General features: G+C 70.4%; 18 protein-coding genes and 1 tRNA gene. 14 read left to right on the top strand and 5 right to left on the bottom strand.

Going from position 1 to position 24302, the window contains the following annotated elements:
* The first annotated feature begins 125 nt into the window (after positions 1-125).
* The 5 genes from D1369_RS33665 (at position 126) to D1369_RS33685 (ending at position 6690) form a co-directional block, all read left to right on the top strand.
* Positions 126-1415 carry an extracellular solute-binding protein gene (locus D1369_RS33665; protein ID WP_007380741.1) on the top strand — a complete coding sequence of 430 codons (1290 nt, stop codon included), beginning with the start codon at positions 126-128 and terminating at the stop codon, positions 1413-1415.
* A 14-nt stretch (positions 1416-1429) separates the two neighbouring features.
* The gene (locus D1369_RS33670) at positions 1430-2386 is read left to right on the top strand and encodes a sugar ABC transporter permease (protein WP_037899320.1); all 957 of its coding nucleotides are present in this window, start codon (positions 1430-1432) and stop codon (positions 2384-2386) included.
* Entirely contained in the window at positions 2383-3255 is an 873-nt protein-coding gene (locus D1369_RS33675) for a carbohydrate ABC transporter permease (protein WP_037899317.1), read from the top strand. Before D1369_RS33670 ends, D1369_RS33675 begins: the two co-directional genes overlap by 4 nt.
* A gap of 10 nt (positions 3256-3265) precedes the next feature.
* On the top strand, positions 3266-3859 hold the full coding sequence (locus tag D1369_RS33680) for a hypothetical protein (RefSeq protein WP_007380738.1): 594 nt from the start codon (positions 3266-3268) through the stop codon (positions 3857-3859).
* 95 nt (positions 3860-3954) lie between these two features.
* Positions 3955-6690, top strand: coding sequence for a Tat pathway signal sequence domain protein (locus D1369_RS33685; protein WP_118082791.1), 2736 nt, complete (start codon positions 3955-3957; stop codon positions 6688-6690).
* A gap of 74 nt (positions 6691-6764) precedes the next feature.
* Here the strand turns inward: D1369_RS33685 and D1369_RS33690 are convergent, their stop codons facing one another.
* Positions 6765-9149 (bottom strand): hypothetical protein, encoded by a 2385-nt coding sequence (locus tag D1369_RS33690; RefSeq protein ID WP_205574498.1) that lies wholly within the window; start codon positions 9147-9149, stop codon positions 6765-6767.
* A gap of 84 nt (positions 9150-9233) precedes the next feature.
* On the opposite strand from D1369_RS33690, the gene D1369_RS33695 reads away from it, so the two are divergent.
* Together D1369_RS33695 and D1369_RS33700 are read left to right on the top strand one after the other, a co-directional pair.
* Positions 9234-9680, top strand: coding sequence for an SRPBCC family protein (locus D1369_RS33695; RefSeq protein ID WP_007380734.1), 447 nt, complete (start codon positions 9234-9236; stop codon positions 9678-9680).
* 39 nt (positions 9681-9719) lie between these two features.
* A tRNA-Val gene (locus D1369_RS33700) sits at positions 9720-9791 on the top strand.
* Between the two features lie 43 nt (positions 9792-9834).
* Here D1369_RS33700 and D1369_RS33705 read toward each other — a convergent pair.
* Positions 9835-10560, bottom strand: coding sequence for a 3'-5' exonuclease (locus D1369_RS33705; protein ID WP_007380733.1), 726 nt, complete (start codon positions 10558-10560; stop codon positions 9835-9837).
* 192 nt (positions 10561-10752) lie between these two features.
* Between D1369_RS33705 and D1369_RS33710 the strand changes: the two genes are divergently transcribed.
* From D1369_RS33710 to thrS, 3 genes are all read left to right on the top strand, one after another.
* The gene (locus D1369_RS33710) at positions 10753-11319 is read left to right on the top strand and encodes a DUF4365 domain-containing protein (protein ID WP_007380732.1); all 567 of its coding nucleotides are present in this window, start codon (positions 10753-10755) and stop codon (positions 11317-11319) included.
* Complete coding sequence (locus D1369_RS33715; protein WP_007380731.1) at positions 11316-12566, top strand: hypothetical protein; 1251 nt, start codon at positions 11316-11318, stop codon at positions 12564-12566. Before D1369_RS33710 ends, D1369_RS33715 begins: the two co-directional genes overlap by 4 nt.
* Before the next feature lie 90 nt (positions 12567-12656).
* Entirely contained in the window at positions 12657-14633 is a 1977-nt protein-coding gene (gene thrS / locus D1369_RS33720; RefSeq protein WP_007380730.1) for a threonine--tRNA ligase, read from the top strand.
* A 28-nt stretch (positions 14634-14661) separates the two neighbouring features.
* Here the strand turns inward: thrS and D1369_RS33725 are convergent, their stop codons facing one another.
* Positions 14662-15273 carry a potassium channel family protein gene (locus D1369_RS33725; protein ID WP_050789866.1) on the bottom strand — a complete coding sequence of 204 codons (612 nt, stop codon included), beginning with the start codon at positions 15271-15273 and terminating at the stop codon, positions 14662-14664.
* Between the two features lie 910 nt (positions 15274-16183).
* Here D1369_RS33725 and D1369_RS33730 point away from each other — a divergent pair.
* A complete protein-coding gene (locus D1369_RS33730) occupies positions 16184-16732 on the top strand; it encodes an HIT domain-containing protein (RefSeq protein WP_237557608.1) in 549 nt (182 codons plus the stop codon).
* A gap of 44 nt (positions 16733-16776) precedes the next feature.
* On the opposite strand, the gene D1369_RS33735 is transcribed toward D1369_RS33730, so the two are convergent.
* Both D1369_RS33735 and D1369_RS33740 read right to left on the bottom strand, forming a co-directional pair.
* The gene (locus D1369_RS33735) at positions 16777-18441 is read right to left on the bottom strand and encodes a hypothetical protein (protein WP_007380727.1); all 1665 of its coding nucleotides are present in this window, start codon (positions 18439-18441) and stop codon (positions 16777-16779) included.
* Between the two features lie 206 nt (positions 18442-18647).
* Positions 18648-20846, bottom strand: coding sequence for an elongation factor G-like protein EF-G2 (locus D1369_RS33740; protein ID WP_007380726.1), 2199 nt, complete (start codon positions 20844-20846; stop codon positions 18648-18650).
* 215 nt (positions 20847-21061) lie between these two features.
* Between D1369_RS33740 and pgsA the strand changes: the two genes are divergently transcribed.
* Genes pgsA through D1369_RS33755 form a run of 3 tightly spaced genes read left to right on the top strand, consistent with a single transcriptional unit; the run spans position 21062 to position 23936 of the window.
* On the top strand, positions 21062-21856 hold the full coding sequence (pgsA, locus tag D1369_RS33745; protein ID WP_037899314.1) for a phosphatidylinositol phosphate synthase: 795 nt from the start codon (positions 21062-21064) through the stop codon (positions 21854-21856).
* A complete protein-coding gene (locus tag D1369_RS33750; RefSeq protein WP_007380724.1) occupies positions 21853-22770 on the top strand; it encodes a phosphatidylinositol mannoside acyltransferase in 918 nt (305 codons plus the stop codon). The genes pgsA and D1369_RS33750 overlap by 4 nt, the downstream gene beginning before the upstream one ends.
* Complete coding sequence (locus D1369_RS33755) at positions 22767-23936, top strand: glycosyltransferase family 4 protein (protein WP_007380723.1); 1170 nt, start codon at positions 22767-22769, stop codon at positions 23934-23936. Before D1369_RS33750 ends, D1369_RS33755 begins: the two co-directional genes overlap by 4 nt.
* Positions 23937-24302: the final 366 nt, after the last annotated feature.

The raw sequence follows: 24302 nt of genomic DNA on the forward strand, positions 1-24302 counted from the left end.
CCACACTCTCAATAAATTCCTGTCCGAATCATTGACGCACCTCCGAGGCCTCCGTAGCTTGTGCCAGCAAGCGCTTACTTGAAACGATTCATGCAGGCGGCGACGCTGCGGGGAGGGGCTCGACTGTGGGAACCAGCAGGAATGTCGAGAGGCGAACGATCCTGAAGGCGGCCGGGGCTACAGCGGCGACGCTGGGACTGGCCGCGACGACGGGTTGCGGTGGTGACAGTGACAGTTCCGCCGACGGAACGGTGACACTGCGTTACGCCTGGTGGGGTGGCGAGCCGCGCACCATCGCCATCAAGAAGACCATCGCGCTCTTCGAGAAGAAGTACCCGAAGATCAAGATCAAGCCTGAATTCACCGACTACGAGGCGTTCTGGGAGAAGTTCCAGACCCAGGCTTCCGGTGGAAATCCGCCGGATGTTTTCCAGAACGCGGTCGGTTTCCTGCGCAAGTACGACAAGCGCGGTGTTCTGCTGGATCTCAAGACCCAGGCGGACGCCGGGAATCTGAGCCTGGACAACTTCCGCAACGGCGTTCTGGCGAACGGTCAGGTCGACGGCAAGCAGATCGGCATCCCCGTCGGTGCCAACACCATGGCACTGGTCATCGACCTCAAGGCCTTCAAGAAGGCGGGCGTCGAGGCGAAGTTCGGCTGGACCTGGGACGAGTACTTCGAAGCGCTCCAGACGATCCAGGACAAGCTGAAGATCGCCGGTGACACCGGCTACTTCGCCATCATGTACCTCTACGACCTGTACCTGCGCCAGAACGGCAAGGCCTTCTTCACCGACTCCGATCTCGGCTTCACCGAGGACGACCTGACGCAGTGGTGGACGGACGGCTACAAGCGCGTAAAGTCCGGGCTGGTCGCCGACCCCAAGAAGATCGAGCAGGTCAAGCCCAAGTCCGGTCTCTCGGCGGGCCTCGCCGCGTCCGAGTTCACCTGGGACAACTTCTCCATCCGCTACGAGGGCGAGGGCGAGTCGGACTACGGCCTCGCGCCGATCCCCACCACGGACGGCAAGGACACCGGCCAGTACCTCGGTTCGCTGATGCTCAGCGCCTTCGCCGGGACCAAGCATCCCAAGGAGGCGGCGCAGTTCATCTCCTTCATGGTCCACGACCCCGAGGTCGGCAAGATCATGGGCTACGACCGCGGCATCCTCGCCACCACCGAGCAGTACGACGCGTTCAAGCCCGCCGACGCCAACAACAAGGGTGTCGCGGCTTATGAGAACGAGGTCGCCAAGGCCGGTGTGCTCGGGAAGATCACTCCGCACCCGTCCGGCGCCGACGTCATCGAGGCGGCGTTCCTGCGTCTGGGCGGTGAGGTGGCCCAGGGCAAGTCCAAGCCGGCCGACGCCGCCAAGGCGCTGTTCAGCGAGGCCAAGGCCGCGTTCGCGGGCTGAGGGGACGTACCACCATGACGCTCGTCAAGGAAGCGCCCGTGCGCCCGGCGAAGAAGCGGTCCGCCGCTCCTGTCGCCGGGCGGCGCGGGCGGCGCCGCGAGAACCTCGCCGGCTATCTCTTCATGTCGCCGTGGATCGCGGGATTCCTGCTGCTCACGGCGGGGCCGATGATCGCTTCGCTGTACTACGCGTTCACCCGTTACAACCTCTTCACTCCGCCGGAGTGGGTGGGCTTCGACAACTTCACGACCATGTTCCAGGACCCGCGCTGGCAGAAGTCGGTGGAGGTCACGCTCAAGTACGTCGTCGTGGCCACCCCGCTGAAGCTGCTGCTCGCGCTCGGCGTCGCGTTGTTGTTGGCGCAGAAGCGGCGCGGGCAGGGTCTGTACCGGGCCGCGTTCTACATGCCCTCGCTCATCGGCGCCAGCGTCTCCGTCGGCTTCGTGTGGCGGGCGCTGTTCTCCGACGACGCGATCGTGGACCGTACCCAGAAGATCTTCGGTGTCGACGTGGGCGGCTGGATCGGCAACCCGGACTACGTCCTGTACTCCCTGGTCGCCCTGAGTATCTGGCAGTTCGGCGCGCCGATGGTCATCTTCCTGGCCGGTCTCAAGCAGGTCCCCCAGGAGCTGTACGAGGCCGCGGAGATGGACGGGGCCGGTCCCCTCCGCAGGTTCTGGAACATCACGCTGCCGATGATCTCCCCGGTGCTGTTCTTCAACGTGCTGCTGGAGTCCATCCACGCGTTCCAGGTGTTCGGTTCCGCCTACGTCGTCTCCGACACCCGCTGCGGGCCCGCCGACGCCACCCTCGTCTACACCTGTTACCTCTACCAGAAGGGCTTCAAGGAGGCCCAGATGGGCTTCGCCTCCGCGATGGCCTGGTCGCTCGTGGTCGCGGTGGCGCTGGTCACGGCGGTCCTGTTCTGGTCGCAGAAGAAGTGGGTGCACTACGAGGAGGCCGCCAAGTGACCACTGTCAGCACCCCCGCGATGCGCACCGCGAACGAGAGGCGGCGCGCCGGATCGATCGCCTGGCACGTGGGCGCGCTCGCCGTCCTCGCGGTCGTCCTGTACCCCGTGATCTGGGTCCTCGGTGCCTCGTTCAAGCCGAGCAAGGACATCATCGCCAGCATCGACCTGCTGCCGTCCAAGCCGGTCTGGGCGAACTTCTCCGGCCTCGCCGACGGCATCTCCGGCATCTCCATCGGCAGCTTCTTCCTGAACTCGCTGACCTACGCGGGCCTGGCCGTGGCCGGTGTCGTGATCTCCAGCTCGCTGACCGCGTACGCCTTCGCCAAGATCCGCTTCGCCGGGCGGAACCTGCTGTTCACGCTCATGATCGGCACCCTGCTGCTGCCGTATCACGTGCTGCTCATCCCGCAGTACGTGATGTTCCGCAAGCTGGAACTCGTCGACACGCTGGTGCCGCTGGTGGCCGGCAAGTTCCTGGCGACGGAGGCGTTCTTCGTCTTCCTGATGGTGCAGTTCATGCGCGGGCTGCCGCGCGAGCTGGACGAGGCCGCCAAGCTCGACGGCTGCGGGCACCTGAGGACCTACTGGTCGATCGTGCTGCCGCTGTGCCGCCCCGCCCTCATCACCAGCGCGATCTTCACCTTCATCAACGCGTGGAACGACTTCATGGGGCCGTTGATCTACCTCAACACCCCCGAGAAGTACACCGTCTCGCTCGGCCTGATGATGTTCCGCGACCAGGAGGGCATCTCCAACTACGGCAGCATGATCGCGATGTCGCTGGTGGCGCTGGTGCCGGTCATCGCCTTCTTCATGGCCTTCCAGCGCTATCTGATCGACGGCATGGCGACGTCCGGACTGAAGTGAGGCGGTCAGCATGGCGCAAGTGCGTGTGAAGGCCCGCAGGGCGTCCGTGTTCGGCGGCGAGCGCTTCGCTCTCTTCGCCGAGACCCTGCTCACCGGCGTGTGGATCGCCGTGGCCTGCCTCGGGCTCGTCACCTATCCGGCGGCCTTCGCCGCCGGGGCACGCCACCTGCGGCGTCGTACAAGCCATGAGGGCGGCGGCCGACGGGAGTTCGTCGCGGACTTCCGTACGGCCGTGCGCCGCGGGTGGCTCGTCGGGGTCGCCGGGTGGGTGGCCGCGGCCGCGGTCTGGGTGGACGTGCAGGCCGCGCGGGCCGGGATCCCCGGCGGCCCGCTGGTCGGGGCCGTCGGACTGTTCGCGCTGATCGGCCTCGTGGTGGCCGGGCTGCGCGCGGCGGCGGTCTGGGCTCCGGGCGCCTCCTGGCGCGCGCTGCTCGCCGACGCCGTACGCCGGACCCTGCGCGACCCTGCCGGGTCCTTCCTGATCGTCGCCGGCCTGGCCGTCGTGGCCCTGTCCGCGGGGTTCGTCGCGCCGCTGGCGGTCCCGGTCCTCGGGGCTGTCGCGGCGGCGGCCGTGGCCGTGGAGGAGCGCTACCGGCGCCGCTGACGAGCGGTGCTCTTGTCAGCACAGGGTCGGCGCCTCGGCGTCGAACCTCTCTCTGTCATGCCCCTGACCAGCCTGTTCCATGGAAAGGAATGGCCATGTCCCCCATCCCCCGCAGGTCCATCCTCAAAGCCGCCGCCGTGGCCGGCGCCGCCGCGCAGTTCAGCTGGGCGCTGGGAGCCAAGGACGCGCAGGCCGCGCCCAGAGCCGCCGAGGCCGACGACTCTCCCGTGACCCTGGACTGGCTGGAGGACGGCGGCCTCGGCGCCGCCCCCGGCTCCACCGTCGGTGTCCCCTGGCCCAAGGGCACCTATCAGCAGGACCAGAAGTTCGCGGTCACGGACGCCGACGGCAAGGCCGTGCCCGTCCAGTCCTGGCCGATCGCCTACTGGCCCGACGGCTCCCTCAAGTGGACCGCGCACGCGGTCAGTTCGGGCACGGGCAAGCTGTCGCTGAGCGCGGGTGACGCCGCCGTACCCGAGAAGAAGGTCACCGTCGACAAGAGCGGCGGCACCATCACCGTCTCCACCGGTGTCATCACCGCCAAGATCGGCAAGTCGGGCGCCACCCTCATCAAGTCGGTCACCCGCGGCTCGACGGAGATCGCCAAGAACGGGCGGCTCGTGCTGATCCGCCAGCCCGAGATCGAGGACGAGGATCAGGGGACGGTCAAGACCGAGCGCTTCGAGGGGGCCGTCTCCGAGGTCACCGTCGAGCAGTCGGGCCCGGTCCGCGCGGTCGTCAAGATCGACGGCAAGCACCGCAAGGGCAAACGGAGTTGGCTGCCCTTCTCGATCCGCCTCTACTTCTACGCGGGCGCCGACTCCTTCCGCATGGTGCACACCATCACCTACGACGGCACCCAGGAACCCGGCAAGGCCAGCGGCGACTTCATCCGCGGCCTCGGCGTCCGCTTCACCGTGCCGATGCGCGACCAGGCGTACGACCGCCACATCCGTATCGGCGGCGAGGGCACCGGCCTGCTGCGGGAGGCCGTCAAGGGCATCACCGGGCTGCGCCGTGACCCCGGCATCGCCGTGCAGGAGGCCCAGTACGCGGGCAGGAAGCTGCCCGACCCCGCCACCTGGGACCAGCGGGTCACCACCCGGCTCCAGTACATCCCCGAGTGGGGCGACTACACCCTCTCCCAGCTCTCCGCCGACGGCTTCACCCTGCGCAAGCGCACCAAGAAGGGACACGGCTGGGTCGGCGCCGGCGGCGGCAGGCGGGCCTCCGGCTTCGGCTACGTCGGTGGCGCGAGCGGCGGATTCTCCTTCGGCCTGCGGGACTTCTGGGAGAAGCACCCCTCCCAGCTCGACATCCGCGACGCCCAGACCGACGAGGCCGAGGTCACTCTCTGGCTCTGGTCGCCCGAGGCCCAGCCCATGGACCTGCGCTTCTACCACGACGGCATGGGCCAGGACACCTTCGCCGAACAGCTCGAGGGCCTCAACATCACCTACGAGGACTACGAGCCGGAGTTCGGCACCCCCTACGGCATCGCCCGCACCTCGGAACTGCTGTTCTGGGCCAACGAGTCGACGCCGTCCCCGGAGACTCTCGCCCAACAGGTCGAGGCGGTACGGGTGTTGCCACAGCTCGCCGCCCCGCCCAAGCAGCTCATCGAGGCGAAGGTCTTCGGACCCGGCCTCTACTCCGAGCCCGACCGGTCCACGCCCGCCAAGGCGAAGATCGAGGACCACCTCGACTTCCTCTTCACCTACTACAAGGACCAGGTGGAGCAGCGCCGCTGGTACGGCTTCTGGGACTACGGCGACATCATGCACACCTATGACACCGTCAGGCACCAGTGGCGGTACGACATCGGCGGCTACGCCTGGGACAACTCCGAGCTTTCACCGGACCTGTGGCTGTGGTTCGCGTACATCCGCAGCGGCCGCGCGGACATCTTCCGGTTCGCCGAGGCGATGACCCGGCACACCGGCGAGGTCGACGTGTACCACCTGGGCCAGTGGGCCGGACTCGGCACCCGGCACGGGGTGCAGCACTACGCCGACAGCGCCAAGCAGCAGCGCATCGCCAACACGACGTACCGCCGCTACTACTACTTCCTCACCGCGGACGAGCGGGTCGGCGACCTCATGCACGCCAACGTCGACTCCGACGAGACGTTCCTCGTACTGGACCCCCTGCGCAAGGTACGCACCGACCCGTACACGCCCGACCGGCACGCCCTGTCGGTCGGCTTCGGCACGGACTGGAGCGGGCTCGTCTCTGCCTGGCTGACCGAGTGGGAGCGCAAGGGGCCCAAGTGGGAGAAGGCCAAGGCGCGCGTCCTGTCGACGATGGAGGGCATCGCCGCCCAGCCCAACGGATTCGTACAGGGCAGTGGCCTGTACGACCTCGACACCGGCAAGTTCGCGGTGGCCTCGGCGCCGGTCGTCGGGGTCTCGCACCTGTCCGCGGTGTTCGGGCTCAACGAGCTGTGCGCCGAGCTCATCGACCTCGTCGACATGCCCAAGTTCAACGAGGCGTACTTCGACTACTGCCGCTACTTCAACGCGACCAAGGCCGAGCAGGCGGCGCGGTACGGGTCCAACTTCGGGACCCTGCTGCTCTTCCAGGGCCACTCCCGGCTGGACGCCTACGCGGCCGTGAAGACCGGGGACGCCAAGCTGGCCACGCGCGCGTGGGACAAGTTCTACAACTCCGACGGGTACAAGGAGTCGGCGCCCTGGAAGACGGAGGCGTTGAGCGGTCCGGTCTCGTTGGTGGCGGGCAGTGAGGCGGCCTGGGTGTCGACGAACGACACCGCGTTGTACGGGCTGGCCGCCATCGAGAACCTGGCGCTGCTGGGAGACAAGATGCCGTAGGGGCTTGGCTTGTGTGGCGGGGAACTGCCGGCTCGTCGTGGCGGTCGCGCAGTTCCCCGCGCCCCTGGGCGTGTTCAGTGCATGCTGGTCAAGAAGTGGCGCATCCTTCTGGCATCCCTGAGGCGGTGTTCGTAGGTGGCGCCCAGTGCGAGCAGGAGCAGGCCGACCAGGGCCGGGGGCACCCAGCGGGGGAGGGCGTCGGTCACCTGGACGATGTACGGGGCCAGTTCGTGCAGGGCGTCCAGGAGCAGGACCGCGCCGCCCAGCAGGAGTGGGGCCTGGAGGTGGTGGCGGGCGCCCGCCAGGGTGACCAGCAGGGCGGCCAGGCCGAGCAGCAGGGGACGGGTCCAGTGGGGGTCGCCCCACGCCGCGAAGAGGCTCGGGACGAGTGTGGCGGTCAGACCGGGGGCGTACGCCGTCCAGGACGAGGTCCGCGGGTCACGGCGGTGGCGCAGGGCTCCGACCAGCAGCGCGGGGATCGTGACCGGGAGCGTGTACGCCTCCGGGGTGCTCACGTCCCAGGCCGCCAGACGGACCCAGATGGCCAGGACGAACAGGGCGGCGGCCGCGTAGCCGACGGGGCGGCGGTCCGCACGGATGGCCGTGCCCGCCGCGATCACTCCGCACAGGGCCAGGACCGTGGCGAGCAGGGGCAGGTCGGTCGCCGCCAGCGCGATGGCGAGGACAGCGGCCGCGGCTCCGGCCACCTCGACGGGCACGGTGGCCCTCGAGTCGCCGAGACGCCAGGCGAGAAGGGCCGCGATCACGGGGACCACCAGGACAAGCAGGCCGGTGTGCGCCGGTGACCAGCCCGCGGCGGCGCCGATCGCGCAGGCCAGTGCGGCGCCGTGGACGAGGGCGGTCGGGGCCGTGACGGGGGCGAGGCGCCAGGAGGCCGCCGCGAACACCGCGATCAGGCCGCAGAGCACGACGAGGGTCTCCGTCTGGGAGGCGAGCGCCACGAGAGCGAGGCTTGCGGAGGTGACGAGTGCGAGGAGGAGCGCGGTGAGTTGCTGCCGTAGGAACACCGCTGCCGTCAGGACCAGGACGGTTGCGGCGCCCTGGATCAACAAGCCTGCGAAGTAAGGCAGTTCCAGCACGGCCGGAACAACGAGGGTGGTGGCCCAGGCCAGGCCCAGCGCCCCTGCCAGCGCGCGAGGACGCCAGGTCGTGTTCCGTACGGCCAGGGCGAGTACGGCCGCGACACCGGCCAGGACGACCGGCACCGCCTCCGCGTGCGGCGGCCAGGCCACGTCCACGGTCACCGCGGCGCGGGCGTCCGCCGGGGCGCCGGTCCATGCCCGCGAGACCCAGGCGAGCGGGCCCAGCACGACGACACCGAGGACGGGCAGGGCCCACAGCAGGGACAGCGCCTGTACGGCCCCGGAGGCCCAGGCCAGACCTTGCCGCACCGAGCCGGGCAGTCGGTCGAGCCCGAGTGCCGCCAACAGAGCGATCCCGAAGGCCAGATGAGCCGGAACGGTCCACGACTCGGGCAGCAGGGAACGTGCCGTGCCACCGAGCGCGGCCACCGCGAGCAGGCCGGAGGCGACACCCAGACCGACGGACCGACCGTCGGCGGGCGTGGACCGGCCGGTGCCGGCGCTCTGCCACGCGGCGCTCAGCGCGATCGCGCTCGCGAGGAGAAGGAGCGCCGCCGCACGGGTGGCGGCGCTCGGGCCGGAGGCTGTCCAGGTCAGCCAGCCGGCGGCCAGTACGCCCCAGGCCCCCACCCCGTACGCGCCGATCGCGGCGACCACACGGAGGGACCTGGACGTCATCCGGAGCGCCACGACCGTGTCGAGGCCGGCCGTCACCAGGAGCGCGGCCGTGAGCCCGTACGAGCCCGCGTCGGCCGCGATCGCCCAGAAGAACAGCGGGAGTTGGGCCGCGACCAGGGCGAACGGGTGAGGCAGGCGCAGCTCGGACATGCGCGGCAGGAGGCCGTACGCCGCCCAGAGTCCGGCCAGCAGGGCCGAGGCGACCGCCGTGTACAGCGCCCCGGCACTCTGCGGGAACACGGCGCCGTGCAGCGCGACCGCGTCCAGGACCGTCAGCGCCAGACCCAGGCCCGCCACCGACTCGGCCGTCGAGCGCAGCCCGCGCTTCAGCAGCGGAAGCGGGGCGGTGAGCGTGGCCGCCGTCACGGCGCCCAGGACCAGGGCCCGGCCGGTGATCCCCAGGTGACCCCAGCTGACCAGGGTGAACACCATCGCCGCGACGGTGAGCAGGACACCGCCGAGCACCAGGAGCACGTTCTGCACGCTCGGTGCGCTCGCCTCGGGGCGAGGAGGTGCGGCGGGCGCCGGGCCGGTCGGCTGCGGCGCCTGCCACTTCGGCTGGAGCGCGGCGACCAGCCAGGCCCGGCGGGCCAGCAACTGGGCCCGGCGGGCGTCCAGTTGCCACAGCTCGGCGTCGAGGAGGCGCAGCTCCTCGGCCGGGGGCGGGATGTGTGTCATGCCCTGAAGTGTGGGCTGGGTCACGCGGCGCGACATGAGTACGGGTACTCAAAACGTACTCGGATCCGATGCCAGACTCTCCCCATGGACTGGACCCGATACCGCTTCCGCAGCCTGTGGTCCCTGCCCGCGAAGCCCGCCGTCGTCTACGACGTGCTGGAGCGTGCCGAGGAGTATCCGCGCTGGTGGCCCCAGGTGCGCGAGGTGCGACGGCTCGACGACACCAGCGGCCTCATCACGATCCGCGCCGTGCTGCCGTACGACCTGGTCTTCACCGCGCGCGAGGTGCGGCGCGACCCGGCGGCCGGGGTGCTGGAGCTCGCGATGGACGGTGACCTCGACGGCTGGGCGCGCTGGACGATCACCGCGGACGGCGACGGCAGCCTCGCCCACTACGACCAGGTCACCGAGGTGAACAAGCCGCTGCTCCGGCGCTTCGCCGTGCCCGGACGGCCGGTCTTCCTGGCCAACCACCGGCTGATGATGCGCGCCGGACGGCGAGGGCTCGTCGCCTACTTGGAAGCGGTTTGAAGGAAACCCGCGGGGACCTGTATTGTTCAGTGCGTTCCCGGGCGATTAGCTCAGTGGGAGAGCGCTTCGTTCACACCGAAGAGGTCACTGGTTCGAACCCAGTATCGCCCACCCGGAAAAGGACCGGTCTGCACTCGCAGACCGGTTTTTTGCGTCACGCCGCCGCGGGCAGGTCCGGGCGCAGCGGCCATGCCGGGTCCACCGACTCCTCCGAGCCGCTGCGCGCGAACCAGGCCTGCAGGCCCCGCGCCTGGGCCGCGTGCCACACCGCCTGGAGGCTGTGCAGCTCGGGTGGTTCCAGCCGCTCCAGCCGGGTGGCGAACCGGCGCCCGACCGCTCGTACGACATCCAGCGCCGCCTGCGCGTCGGCCGCCGCGTCGTGCGCGCCGTCCAGAGTGACACCGTAGTGCTCGCACAGGTCGGTCAGGGTGCGACGGCCCTTGCGGTAGCGGTCCAGGTGCTTGTCGAGGACCCGCGGATCCAGCACCAGCAGCGGCGAGGAATCCAGCCAGCGATCCAGCGACGAGGCCCGATGGCGGCGCAACTCCCGGTCCAGGACGGTCAGATCGAACGGCGCGTTCATCACGACCAGCGGACGGCCCGCGGCCGCCTGCTCCGCCAGCGTCTCGGCTATCTCGAACATCACCGGCGCCGGCCAGCGGCCGTTGCGCTGGAGATGCTCCTCCGTCAGCCCGTGCACCGCCGTCGCCCCGGCGGGCACCGGCACACCCGGATTGACCAGCCACCGGCTCACCCGTGGCCGGGTGCCCGCCGCGTCCTGGACGACGACGGCGGCCGACACGATCCGGTCGGTCTCGACGTCCACGCCGGTGGTCTCGGTGTCGAAAGCGGCCAGGGGCCCTTCGTACCAGCACGTCATACCAACTCAACCCCTCGTTCACCCACGGCAGCTGACGCACCGTCTTCTGCCCCGTTTGGTGATACCCGGGCTGTTTGCGACGTACGCCGGAAGGACACAACAGGAGTGCGGGTCTTTGCAGTTCAGCGGCCCGGCGTGGGATTCATGTGGCCCTTGTGAGGGCATGTCACTTGGCTTGGAAGGCTGTTGGTCATGGCGATAGCGCAGCCCGAGCGGGGCGGGCTGCTGCCCGAACGAGCGGGCCCCCTTCGCGGCACGCTCGCCACCACCGCCTGCATGGAGACACTGCAGGTGGGCTATCTGCACGCGGTCGCGGCGGCGGCCGGCTGCTCGTTGTCCCAACCCTTTCCGGACAACGGCATCGACTGGCACGTCAGCCACGGCTCACCCGGACACACCGTCGACGACGAGGTCACCATCAAGGTGCAGCTCAAGTGCACCTACCAGGTGGCCCCCAACCCGCCGGGCCGCTTCTTCTCCTTCACGCTCGACAACGACCATCTGCGCAAACTCGCCCGCACCCCGGTCTCGGTGCACAAGATCCTCGTGGTCATGCTCGTGCCGAGAGCCCAGGACGACTGGCTGCGCGCCGGCCACGACCGCCTGGACCTCAGGCACTGCTGCTACTGGGTCAACCTGGCCGGCCACCCCATCACCGGCCGGACCCGGACCACCGTGCGGATCCCCACCAACCGCATCTTCGACGACCGGGCGCTGTGCGAGATCATGACGCGGGTCGGGACGGGAGGCAGACCATGACCCACCGCCCGCTTCAGGAGCCACTGCGCGCGGTACGCCCCCACCCGGAGGCCCACTGGGACCGTCCGCCCACCCCCGACGAGGTCGACCCCGCCGTCCTGAGCGCCCTGCTGCACCGGCACGGCTGGCAGCGGCGGGGCGGCGCCCCCGGTCGCTACGGCCGCTGGACCCCGCCGGGGCCGGGCGGCGGCGGAACCAGCCTGCTGGTGCCCGAGAGCCGCGCCTTCCCCGACAGCGAGGACCTCCTCGGCGAGGCCCTCGTCGCCCTGTCCCGCAGTGGCACGCCCGCCGCGCGCGAGGTGCTCCTCGGGCTCGCCGTGCCCAGCGACGAGATCCGCTGGTGGCGGGACGTCCCGACCGGCCCCGCCGACGCCACGGCCTGGACCGTCGAGGAGCAACTGCGCGCCGCCGCCCGCCAGACCCTGCTCGCCGGCGCGCTCGCCACACGCGCGCGTGCCGGCTACTACGGCGCCCGTTACCGCCGTACGGCGGCCGCGTCCCTCGACACCGTCCTGGTCGGCTCCGCCGCCGGTGGCCGCCGCCTCACCGCCTTCGTTCCCGTCGACACCGGCCGCCCGCTCGCCGTCCGCCTGCACCAGGCTCTGTGCGCCACCCGCGAGGCCATCGACTACCAGCGGGCCACCGGCGGCATGGACGCCTTCGACGGCGCCGTGGAGGCCGGGGTCAGCCGCGAGCTCACCGAGGCGCTGATCGCCCTCGTCCGCGGGACGGAAGGCGCGCGGATCGCCGTCGAGTGGGCACCCGCCGCCGGGGTCCCCGCAGGGTGCGCGGCGTCCTCGGAGGCCGTCGAGTTCTCGCCCGGCGACCTGTCCGTGCTGCGCGAGGCCGGGGCCCGCTTCCTGCGCGAGGAGCCCTCCGTCGCGGTGCGGCTCACCGGGACGGTGGTGCGGATGCGCAGGTCGGGGCCGCGCGGGGACGGGTCGGTACGGCTGCGGGTGCTCGCCGGCGCCGAGATCCCGCACGTCCGGCTGACCCTGGACGAGGAGGCGTACCGCATCGCCGGGCACGCCCACCTGGTCGGGCTCCCGGTCCGGGTGCACGGCAGGCTGGAGAGCCGCGGCGGCTTCCGCAGGCTCACCGGGGCCACGGGCGTCGTGCCCGTGCAGGTCGACGAGGCCGAGCGGGACCGGCTGATGAAGTCCCTCCAGGAGAATCTCGACTTCTTCGAGGAGGCCTGCGAAGGGTCGGGCGAGGAGCCCTTCGAGGAGTCCCGCGCTGGGGACTGATTTCGCGCTGGTGGGTGCCGGGTCGGTACGATCCCCTATTGCGCGCGCTCCCGGTATGGCGCCGCACCCACCTTCAGTCAGGAGAGACCGGTGTCAGACGTCCGTGTGATCATCCATCGCGATTCCGAGCGGGAAGAGCGCGTGGTGACGACGGGCACTACGGCCGCCGAGCTCTTCGCCGGCGAGCGCTCGATCGTCGCCGCGCGCGTGGGAGGCGAGCTCAAGGACCTCGCGTACGTCCTGTCCGAGGGCGAGGAGGTCGAGGGCGTCGAGATCTCCTCCGAGGACGGTCTCAACATCCTGCGCCACTCCACCGCGCACGTGATGGCGCAGGCCGTGCAGGAGCTCTTCCCCGAGGCCAAGCTGGGCATCGGCCCGCCGGTCAAGGACGGCTTCTACTACGACTTCGACGTCGAGAAGCCGTTCACGCCCGAGGATCTCAAGGCCATCGAGAAGAAGATGCAGGAGATCCAGAAGCGGGGACAGAAGTTCTCCCGCCGCGTGGTGACCGACGAGGCGGCTCGCGAGGAGCTGTCGGACGAGCCGTACAAGCTCGAACTGATCGGCCTCAAGGGCTCGGCCTCCTCGGACGACGGCGCGGACGTCGAGGTCGGCTCCGGTGAGCTGACCATCTACGACAACCTCGACGCCAAGACCGGCGACCTGTGCTGGAAGGACCTCTGCCGCGGCCCCCACCTGCCGTCGACCCGCGCGATTCCGGCCTTCAAGTTGATGCGCAACGCGGCCGCCTACTGGCGCGGCAGCGAGAAGAACCCGATGCTCCAGCGCATCTACGGCACCGCGTGGCCGACCAAGGACGAGCTGAAGGCGCACCTCGACTTCCTCGCCGAGGCCGAGAAGCGCGACCACCGCAAGCTGGGCTCCGAGCTCGACCTGTTCTCCATCCCGGAGCAGATCGGCTCCGGACTCGCCGTCTTCCACCCCAAGGGCGGCATCATCCGCCGGGTGATGGAGGACTACTCGCGCCGCCGCCACGAGGAGGAGGGCTACGAGTTCGTCTACACCCCGCACGCGACGAAGGGGAAGCTCTTCGAGCAGTCCGGGCACCTGGACTGGTACGCCGACGGCATGTACCCGCCCATGCAGCTCGACGAGGGCGTGGACTACTACCTCAAGCCCATGAACTGCCCGATGCACAACCTGATCTTCGATGCGCGCGGCCGCTCCTACCGCGAACTGCCGCTGCGCCTCTTCGAGTTCGGGACCGTGTACCGGTACGAGAAGTCGGGCGTCGTGCACGGCCTCACGCGTGCGCGTGGCTTCACGCAGGACGACGCGCACATCTACTGCACCCGTGAGCAGATGTCGGAGGAGCTCGACAAGACGCTCACCTTCGTCCTCGGCCTGCTGCGCGACTACGGCCTGACCGACTTCTACCTGGAGCTGTCCACCAAGGACCCGGAGAAGTTCGTCGGCTCGGACGAGGTCTGGGAAGAGGCCACGGAGACGCTGCGCCAGGTCGCCGAGAAGCAGGGCCTGCCGCTCGTGCCCGACCCCGGTGGCGCCGCCTTCTACGGCCCGAAGATCTCCGTCCAGACCAAGGACGCCATCGGCCGTACCTGGCAGATGTCCACGATCCAGCTGGACTTCAACCTGCCGGAGCGCTTCGAGCTGGAGTACACCTCGCCCGACGGCTCCAAGCAGCGTCCGGTCATGATCCACCGCGCGCTGTTCGGTTCCATCGAGCGGTTCTTCGCGGTGCTCCTGGAGCACTACGCGGGCGCCTTCCCGGCGTGGCTGGCCCCGGTCCAGGCGCTCGGCATCCCGATCGGCGACGCGCACGTCGAGTACCTGGAGAAGTTCGCGGCCGCGGCCAAGAAGCAGGGCCTGCGCGTCGAGGTCGACTCCTCGTCCGACCGCATGCAGAAGAAGATCCGCAACGCCCAGAAGCAGAAGGTGCCCTTCATGGTCATCGCGGGCGACGAGGACATGGCGGGCGGCTCGGTCTCCTTCCGCTACCGCGACGGCTCGCAGGAGAACGGCATCCCGTTCGACGAGGCCATCGCGAAGATCGCGAAGGTCGTGGAGGAGCGGGCGCAGGTCTGATGCCCGTACGGCGGGGCCCTCGGGGAGTTCAGCTTCCCGGGGGCCTTTCGTCGTCCTCCCGCGAGAACACCTGGAGCAGCCAGGAGGCGAAGGTGCCGGTCACCGCGGCGAGCAGGGCCATCCCGATCATCATCACGCCGACCGCGATCAGACGCCCCAGTGGGGTGACCGGGGTGACGTCGCCGTAGCCGACGGTGGTCAGGGTGGCGCAGGCCCACCAGACGGCGTCGCCGAAGGTGGGCATGGTGGTGCCGGGGGCGTCGCGCTCCTGCTGGTACACGGCGAGGGCACCGGCGAAGCCCAGCAGCAGGGTCGAGAGACCGGAGTACGCGATCACGCGCGCGTGCAGGGCGAGTCGGGGTTCGCCGCGGCGGCGCAGGACGGCCTCGTACACCTTCACGACCCTGAGCGGCCGCAGCAGTGGCAGGAGCAGGACCACGGTGTCCAGCACGTGCTTCCGTACGAAGTGCAGCCGCTGCCCGCTGAGACGCCAGCGCACCGCGTAGTCGACGGCGAACAGTGCCCAGGCGGCCAGCGTCACCGCCAGGCAGAGGTCGAGTGCGGCTTCCGGGAGACCGCGGGCCAGGACCCGGAGCGCGTAGCCGGCGAGGAAGACCAGGGAGGCGACGGCGAGGGGGATCTCGGCGTGCTGCTCCCAGCGGGCCTGGCGGTGGGCGGCCTCGGGGCTGCGGTGGGTTCCGGAGGTGTTCGTGGTGTGGGTGCGGCGGTGGGTGGGGCCGGCGCGGGGCGGACGGCCCGGTGTGTCGTGGGTCTCGTCATCCGGGGTGCTGTGGATGTCGGCTTCGTGGGTGTCGCGGGCCTCGTCGCCTGCTGGGCCGTGGCCTTCTCGCTTGCCGGGGGCGTGGGGTTCGGGAGCGTTGTGGTCGGAGGGCTGCCGCGGGTGTGTGTCCGAGCCCTGAGGTTGGTGCGCGTCTGTGCCGTCGGGTTCGTGCCCGTCGTTGCCGTCGCTCTCAGGAGCGTGGTTGCCGGAGGACTGCCGCGGGTCGTTGCGCTGAGGCTCGTGCGCGTCCGAGTCCTGAGCCTGGTGCGCGTCGGTGTCCTGAGGCTGGCGCGCGCCTGTGCCGTCGGGTTCGTGCCGGTTGCGGCTGGGGCGGGTGCGGTTGTCTTCGGCTCCCTGCCCGTCGCTGTCCGGGCGCGCGTCAGTGTGGTCGGTTCCCTGTTCGTTGCCACCGCGGCGGGTGCGGTTGTCTTCGGCTCCCTGCCGGTTGCCGCCGGGGCGCGCGTCGGTGTCGTCGGTCCCCCGTTCGTTGCCGGAGGGGCGGGTGCGGTTGTCGTCGGCTCCCTGCCGGTTGCCGCCGGGGCGATCGTCGGTGTCGTCGGTTCCCTGTTCGTTGCCACCGGGGCGCGTGCGGCTGTCGTCGGCTCGCTGGCCGTCGCTGTCCGGGCGCGTGCCGCTGTCGTCGGCTCCCTGCCTGTCGCCGCCGGGGCGTGTGCCGCTGTCGTCGTCCACCCGCCCAGCTTGGCCCGGGCTGCTTTTCCCACAACCCCGCCGACACGGCGCGAACGGGCGAAGTCATATGCTGCTTTGCATGACGAGTGAGCCGGAGCAGCAGTTGGGAGTGGGGACGCAGGACGCGTTCCAGCGTCTGTGGACACCCCACCGGATGGCCTACATCCAGGGCGAGAACAAGCCGACCGGCCCGGGTGCCGACGACGGCTGCCCCTTCTGCTCGATTCCGGCCAAGTCCGACGAGGACGGTCTGGTCGTCCGGCGTGGCCGGCTGGTGTACGCGGTGCTCAACCTCTACCCCTACACCGGCGGCCATCTCATGGTCGTGCCCTACCGTCATGTGGCCGACTACACCGACCTCACCGAGCCGGAGACCGCTGAGCTGGCAGCGCTGACCAAGCAGGCGATGACGGCCCTGCGGGCGGCCTCCGGGGCGCACGGCTTCAACATCGGCATGAACCAGGGGACGGTCGCCGGCGCCGGTATCGCCGCCCACCTCCATCAGCACATCGTCCCGCGCTGGGGCGGCGACACGAACTTCATGCCGGTCGTCGGCCACACGAAGGTGCTGCCGCAGCTCCTTGGCGACACCCGCAAGATGCTGGCGGAGGCCTGGCCGAGCGAGTGAGGCAGGGGGCCGGCCATTCCGGCCCCCACCCCTACGCGTCACCCCTACGCGTCGTAGACGTCCGCCTTCCGGGGCGACACCTCCTGCACCTGCGTGCTCAGGAAGCCCGCCCGCGTGCCGAACTTCTCGGTGTCCACGCCGTTCTCCCGGAGGACCCGGATCGCCGCCGAGTGCACGACCCTCAGTACCGGGGTCGCGGCGCGCAGCGCGTCGTCGGCCATGAAGCGGTGCCGCCACGGCTTGTCCGCCCAGGCGTGCCGCAGACCGAACGGCTCGGGCAGGGCGAGCGAGCCGCCGAGCCAGTTCAGCAGCGGCGGATACCGGGTCAGGGGCGCCCGCGCGGTGAGGCGGACCACCTCGTCCGTGTCGACCAGCGGAAGTTTGATCTTCTTGGTCTCCCAGAACTTGACCTGCTTGGCGACTTCCTTCTCCTTGGCCGCCGGCTTCGAGGTGAACAGGCCGTGCACCGGCCCCAGTGCGTGCCCGGTGACCTCGATGCGCAGCGTCTCGTGCAGCACGGTCACCGTGATCAGCATGGTGAGGACCAGCTGCCCCTCCCAGAGGGTCCACTGGACGCCCAGGTAGTGCCGGTCGCCGCCGCCGAACTGCTGCTTGTTGCAGATGTCCTGTATCGCGTGGGTCTTGACCTGGTACGCGTCCACGTCCGTGCCTCCGGGCCGGGACACCTCCTTCGAGCCCTCCGCGATCGGGGTGACGACCCAGTGGCGTACGGACGGCTTCGGGAAGCCGCCTGTGTTGATCGTGTTGCGTTCCAGCATGCGGAGTTGGTCGTGGATGGAACGGATGACGTCCCAGCTGCGGAAGGGGTGGATCTCCCGGGTGGGGTCGGCGGACACCAGGTCCTCCGCGAGCTGCCAGCTGCCCCACCGGGTGCCCATGCCGAGTATGCCCTTGGGACCGGCGTAGAAGACCGAGTTGGACTGCTGCTCGGCGCTGAGCGTGGCCAAGGACTGGCGCAGTTGCTCGGCCGCTGTCTCGCCGGGGTTGCTCGGCACCGCCTCGGGCACCTTGGCGCCCACGCTGCTGCCGGCCAGCAGACTGGCCCAGCGGTCCCGCAGATCCCTGGCGGTGCGCTCGCAGATCTGCTTGGCCCAGAACCAGCCGACCACGGGCAGGACGACGCACGCGCGTGCGTACAGACCCCAGAATCCGCTGAACGGCATCTTGAGGAGGAAGAGCACGGCGAGGGCGCCCATCGCGACGAGCAGCGCGGTGGCGAGCGCGCCCGCCTGCTTGTTGTCCTCACGCTTGGCGATGTTGGTGCGCAGCGTGAAGACCAGCAGCCAGACGAGGAGCCCCGGCAGGAAGAGCACCCCGCACAGCACCATCACGGCGGTCAGCCAGTTGTCCCGGTCCCGGCGGATGTTGTTCGCAGCGAGACAGTGCTCGACCACGACCTGCGGCTCGGCTCCGAAGGACTGGATGAGCGGCTTGCGGCCCGCGCCGAGCATGCGGGTGACCACGGCCGTGGAGAACGCCTCGCCCAGGTTGGGGCGGAAGATCTTCGCCCACTTGCGGCCGCCCTTGACGGCCGACTCGTGCCACTCGTTGTTGGCCTTGAGGATCTCCTCCACCGGACTGTCCCGATAGGCCGCCGAGGCCAGGGCGAACGTCGCCGTCTGCGCCTCGTCGCCCGTGCGCGGCACCTGCGGACCGAAGATGTCCGCGTAACCGCCGTCAACGGTCATTCCCGCCCCCGATCGCCGCCGGACTCACCCACTGCGGCCTTCCCGACTTCCGTGCTTCGCACACCTGTTGATCAGGTCATCAGCGTATCGGTACGCGCTGACAATAATCGGCGGACGGCCGAAGCCGCCCGCCGATTCGGAGGGGAGCGTTCCACAAACGTCACCCGAGGGGCTCCGGACGTCACTTGTGCGGTGTCCGGACCCAACTACGAGGCGGCACGCGCCTCTTCACGGATCCTCTCGGCGATCTGCGGCGGCATGGGCTCGTGGCGGGCATAGGAGCGGCTGAAGCGCGCGGTGCCGTGCGACAGGGACCTGAGGTCCACCGCGTACCGCCCGATCTCGATCTCGGGCACCTCGGCCTTGATGAGCGTGCGACCGCCGTTGGTCTGCTCGGTGCCGAGCACCCGGCCGCGCCGCCCGGACAGGTCGCTCATCACGGCGCCCACGTAGTCGTCGCCGACCAGCACGGACACCTCGGAGACCGGCTCCAGCAGATGGATCCTCGCCTCCGCCGCCGCCTCCCTGAGTGCCAGTGCCCCGGCCGTCTGGAACGCGGCGTCCGAGGAGTCCACGGAGTGCGCCTTGCCGTCCAGCAGCGTCACGCGGACGTCGATGAGCTGGTGGCCGGTGGCCACTCCCTTGGCCGCCTGCGCCCGTACGCCCTTCTCGACGGACGGGATGAACTGCCGCGGCACGGCACCGCCGACGACCTTGTCCACGAACTCGATGCCCGAGCCGCCGGGCAGCGGCTCCACCTCGATCTCGCAGATGGCGTACTGCCCGTGGCCGCCGGACTGCTTCACATGCCGCCCGCGCCCGGCCGACTTGTCCGCGAACGTCTCCCGCAGGGACACCCGGTGCGGTACGACGTCCACCTGCACGCCGTAGCGGCTGCGCAGCCGTTCGAGCGCCACGTCGGCGTGCGCCTCGCCCAGGCACCACAGGACGACCTGGTGGGTGTCCTGGTTCTGTTCGAGCCGCATGGTCGGATCCTCGGCGACCAGTCGGGCGAGGCCCTGCGAGAGCTTGTCCTCGTCCGCCTTGCTGTGCGCCTGGATGGCGAGCGGCAACAGCGGGTCCGGCATCTCCCACGGCTCCATGAGCAGCGGGTCGTCCTTGGCCGAGAGGGTGTCGCCGGTCTCCGCGCGGCTGAGTTTGGCCACGCACGCGAGGTCGCCCGCGATGCAGTGCGAGAGCTGGCGCTGCTGCTTGCCGAAGGGGGCGGACAGGGCACCGATGCGCTCGTCGACGTCGTGGTCCTCGTGCCCGCGGTCGGCGAGCCCGTGCCCGGAGACATGGACCGTCTCGTCGGGGCGCAAGGTGCCCGAGAAGACCCGCACCAGCGAGATCCGGCCGACATAGGGATCGGACGCCGTCTTCACGACCTCCGCGACCAGCGGCCCCTCGGTGTCGCACGCCTTGATCTCGCGCGGCTTGCCGTCGATGGTCGTGACGCCCGGCGTGGGGTGCTCGAACGGTGTCGGGAACCCGCCTGTGATCAGCTCCATCAGCTCGACCGTGCCGAGCCCCTGCCGGGCACCGTCGGCCGCGGGGGCGGCCGCCAGGACCGGATGGAACACCCCGCGCGCGACGGCCCGCTCCAGGTCCTCCACGAGCGTCTTGAAGTCGATCTCCTCGCCGCCCAGATAGCGGTCCATGAGGGTCTCGTCCTCGCTCTCCGAGATGATCCCCTCGATCAGCCGGTTGCGGGCCTCCTCGATCCCCGGCAGCAGGTCCTCGCCCGGCTCGGACTCCTTGCGCTCCCCGGACGAGTAGTCGAACAGCTTCTGCGACAGCAGTCCGGTCAGGCCGGTCACGGGCGCGTGCCCGTCGGGCCCCTGCGGCCCGCGCAGCGGCAGATAGAGCGGGAGCACGGCGTCGGGGTCGTCGCCGCCGAAGGTCTCCGCGCAGATCCGCGTCATCTCCTCGAAGTCCGCCCGCGCGGCCTCCAGATGCGTGATCACAATCGCGCGGGGCATCCCGACGGCCGCGCACTCCTCCCACACCATCCGCGTGGAGCCGTCCACCCCGTCCGAGGCCGAGACGACGAAAAGGGCCGCGTCAGCCGCTCGCAGACCGGCCCTGAGTTCTCCGACGAAGTCGGCGTATCCGGGGGTGTCCAGAAGGTTGATCTTGTACCCGTCCCATTCGACGGGCACCAGGGAGAGCTGTACCGAGCGTTGCTGCCGGTGCTCGATCTCGTCGTAGTCCGAGACGGTGCCGCCGTCCTCCACGCGGCCCGCCCGGTTCACTGCCCCCGCGGTGAGTGCGAGAGCTTCCACCAATGTCGTCTTGCCCGATCCGGAGTGGCCGACCAGCACCACATTCCGTACGGACGCGGGGTGGTCGGCCGCTGTTGCCCTGCCGGCGGCTCCGGGGTGTGCGTTCGCCTTGTCGCCCATGGCCTTGCCTCCCGTGCACGGTGAGGTCTCTGTGGGCGCGGACATGCGGACCCGCGTGCGGTGCGGCTCCGGTGACGCCCGCGGTCCTTCGAGCTTTCCACTCTCGTCACGGTGCGTCCATACGACGGACGCGATCGCGCCGTGACCTGGACGCGTCGAGCCCGTGACACGGGGTCCGGGTGCCCGGCCGTCGCCCACGCGCGCGCGTGGCTACGATGGGCCAGCCGGTGGCCAGCAGGGGCCGCGCGGCCACACCGACCCTCGGGAAGGCCATGCTGAACAAGTACGCGCGTGCTTTCTTCACGCGTGTTCTCACGCCGTTCGCCTCGTTCCTGATCAGAAGGGGCGTCAGCCCCGACACGGTCACCCTCCTCGGCACTGCCGGAGTGGTCGCGGGCGCGCTGGTCTTCTATCCCATGGGCGAGTTCTTCTGGGGCACGGTCGTGATCACGCTGTTCGTGTTCTCCGACCTCGTCGACGGCAACATGGCCCGTCAGCTCGGCCGCTCCAGCCGCTGGGGGGCCTTCCTGGACTCCACGCTCGACCGGGTCGCGGACGGCGCGATCTTCGGCGGCTTCGCCCTCTGGTACGCGGGCGGGGGCGACGACATCGCCCTGTGCGCGGTCTCCATCTTCTGCCTGGCCAGCGGTCAGGTGGTGTCGTACACGAAGGCCCGTGGCGAGTCGATCGGGCTGCCGGTCGCCGTCAACGGCCTCGTCGAGCGCGCCGAGCGGCTGGTGATCGCCCTGACCCTGGCGGGCCTCGCGGGCCTGCACAAGTTCGGCGTGCCGGGCATCCAGTACCTGCTGCCGATCGCCCTGTGGGTCGTGGCCGTCGGCAGCCTGATCACGCTGATCCAGCGGGTCGTCACGGTCCGCCGGGAGTCCGCTGAGGCCGAGCAGGCCGCGGAGGCCGTGCAGGCTGCGGACGAGCCCTCCGCGGACGAGCCCTCCGCCACCGGTCCGGCGGCCGGGGAGTCCCGGGAGCAGGGGAGCGAGGCCGCGAAGTGAGCGCCCAGGACCGGCTGACGGACTCGCTGTACGGCCTCGGCTGGGGCGTGGTGAAGAAGCTCCCCGAGCCGGTCGCGGTGCGCCTCGGCCGGAGCATCGCCGACCTGGCCTGGAAGCAGCGCGGCAAGGGTGTGCTGCGGCTGGAGAGCAACTACGCGCGCGTGGTGCCCGACGCGAGCCCCGAGCGCCTCGCCGAGCTCTCGCGCGCGGGCATGCGGTCGTATCTGCGCTACTGGATGGAGTCCTTCCGGCTGCCCGCCTGGAGCAAGGACCGCATCAAGGCCGGCTTCGACCCCAAGGGCCTCCACCACCTCACCGACGGACTCGCCGCAGGCAAGGGCGTCATCCTCGCGCTGCCGCACATGGCCAACTGGGATCTCGCCGGCGCCTGGGTCACCACCAAGCTGGAGACGCCGTTCACCACGGTCGCCGAACGGCTCAAGCCGGAGACTCTGTACGACCGTTTCGTCGCCTATCGCGAGGGCCTGGGCATGGAGGTGCTCCCGCACAGCGGCGGCAGCGCCTTCGGCACGCTGGCCCGACGGCTGCGGGACGGCGGTCTGGTCTGCCTGGTCGCCGAGCGCGACCTGTCCTCCTCCGGGGTCGAGGTGCGGTTCTTCGGCGAGGCGACCCGCATCCCCGCGGGCCCGGCCCTGCTGGCCCAGCAGACAGGCGCGCTGCTGCTGCCGGTGACACTCTGGTACGACGACTCGCCCGTCATGCGGGGAAGGGTGCATCCCCCGGTCGGGGTGCCCGAGACAGGTACGCGGGCCGAAAAGACGTCTGTCATGGCACAGGCGCTGGCCGATGCCTTCGCCACAGGGATCGCCGACCATCCGGAGGACTGGCACATGCTGCAGCGTTTGTGGCTGAAGGACCTCGAACCACGAGCCTCGGACGGGGCCCGCCCGTGAGAATCGGCATCGTCTGCCCGTACTCCTGGGACGTGCCGGGTGGCGTCCAGTTCCACATCCGCGATCTCGCCGAGTACTTCATCCGTCTCGGCCACGAGGTGTCCGTCCTCGCCCCGGCCGACGACGACACCCCGCTGCCGCCGTACGTCGTCTCGGCCGGCCGCGCGGTCCCGGTGCCGTACAACGGCTCGGTGGCGCGGCTGAGCTTCGGCTTCCTGTCGGCGGCCCGGGTCCGGCGCTGGCTGCACGACGGCGAGTTCGACGTGGTCCACATCCACGAGCCGTCCTCGCCGTCGCTCGGCCTGCTGACCTGCTGGGCCGCGCAGGGCCCGATCGTCGCCACCTTCCACACCTCGAACCCGCGCTCCCGCGTCATGCTCGCCGCGTACTCGATCCTCCAGGCCGCCCTGGAGAAGATCAGTGCCCGGATCGCGGTGAGCGAGTACGCCCGCCGCACACTCGTCGAGCACCTCGGCGGCGACGCGGTGGTGATCCCGAACGGCGTGGACGTCGACTTCTTCGCCAAGGCCGAGCCCAAGCCCGAGTGGCAGGGCGACACGATCGGCTTCATGGGCCGCATCGACGAGCCCCGCAAGGGCCTGCCGGTGCTGATGAAGGCCCTGCCGAAGATCCTCGCCGAGCGTCCGCAGACCCGGCTGCTGGTCGCCGGGCGCGGCGACGAGGAGGAGGCGGTGGACTCGCTTCCCGAGGAGTTGCGCGCGCGCGTGGAGTTCCTCGGCATGGTCAGCGACCGGGACAAGGCCCGTTTCCTGCGCAGCGTCGACCTGTACGTCGCCCCCAACACCGGCGGCGAGAGCTTCGGGATCATCCTGGTCGAGGCCATGTCCGCGGGCGCCCCGGTGCTCGCCTCCGACCTCGACGCCTTCGCCCAGGTCCTCGACCACGGCGCGGCGGGCGAGCTCTTCGCCAACGAGGACGCGGACGCGCTGGCCGATGCGGCGGTACGGCTGCTCGGCGACCCGGCGAGACTGGCCGAACTCCGCGAGCGCGGCAGCGCACACGTCCGCCGCTTCGACTGGTCGACCGTCGGGGCGGACATCCTGTCGGTCTACGAAACGGTGACGTCGGGCACGGCAGCGGTGGCGGCGACGGACGACGACCGGGGGCCGGGCTTGCGGGCGCGCCTGGGCCTGGCCCGGGACTGAGCCACCGGGCGGATGACGGGGCGGCGTCACGGGGTGGGTGGGGCTGGGTTGCGCGGCGGGGGACGATCGTCGTGCGGACGATTGCGCGCCCTCGCGGGGGCGAAGCGTGGGCGCCACCACGCCCGACAGGGAACTGGCTGGACCTGCTCCGCGCTCGGATGCCCGGGCAGGGGCTGCCACCTGTCTGGGACTCGCTCGGGCCTGATCGCCGCGCCGACGGCTGGGCGGCGTCGCGGCGCTGCGGGGTGGCTGGGGCTGGAGCCGCTGAGCGAGTCATGGGCGCCTGCACGGCCGACAGGGTCTGGTTGTCTCGTCCCGCGCCCGGTCACCCGGTGAGGCCGCCGATTCGGCCGGGACTCCTCACCG

The sequence above is a fragment of the Streptomyces sp. CC0208 genome (assembly GCF_003443735.1).
GTDB classification, from domain to species: Bacteria; Actinomycetota; Actinomycetes; order Streptomycetales; family Streptomycetaceae; genus Streptomyces; species Streptomyces sviceus.

Coding starts and splice junctions, on each gene's coding strand:
- pgsA (WP_037899314.1), top strand. CDS start 21,062: ATGGGCCAGCCGGTGGCCAGCAGGGGCCGCGCGGCCACACCGACCCTC.
- D1369_RS33705 (WP_007380733.1), bottom strand. CDS start 10,560: ATGACGTGCTGGTACGAAGGGCCCCTGGCCGCTTTCGACACCGAGACC.
- D1369_RS33685 (WP_118082791.1), top strand. CDS start 3,955: ATGTCCCCCATCCCCCGCAGGTCCATCCTCAAAGCCGCCGCCGTGGCC.
- D1369_RS33710 (WP_007380732.1), top strand. CDS start 10,753: ATGGCGATAGCGCAGCCCGAGCGGGGCGGGCTGCTGCCCGAACGAGCG.
- D1369_RS33740 (WP_007380726.1), bottom strand. CDS start 20,846: ATGGGCGACAAGGCGAACGCACACCCCGGAGCCGCCGGCAGGGCAACA.
- D1369_RS33695 (WP_007380734.1), top strand. CDS start 9,234: ATGGACTGGACCCGATACCGCTTCCGCAGCCTGTGGTCCCTGCCCGCG.
- D1369_RS33735 (WP_007380727.1), bottom strand. CDS start 18,441: ATGACCGTTGACGGCGGTTACGCGGACATCTTCGGTCCGCAGGTGCCG.
- D1369_RS33690 (WP_205574498.1), bottom strand. CDS start 9,149: ATGACACACATCCCGCCCCCGGCCGAGGAGCTGCGCCTCCTCGACGCC.
- D1369_RS33730 (WP_237557608.1), top strand. CDS start 16,184: ATGACGAGTGAGCCGGAGCAGCAGTTGGGAGTGGGGACGCAGGACGCG.
- D1369_RS33670 (WP_037899320.1), top strand. CDS start 1,430: ATGACGCTCGTCAAGGAAGCGCCCGTGCGCCCGGCGAAGAAGCGGTCC.
- D1369_RS33680 (WP_007380738.1), top strand. CDS start 3,266: ATGGCGCAAGTGCGTGTGAAGGCCCGCAGGGCGTCCGTGTTCGGCGGC.
- D1369_RS33715 (WP_007380731.1), top strand. CDS start 11,316: ATGACCCACCGCCCGCTTCAGGAGCCACTGCGCGCGGTACGCCCCCAC.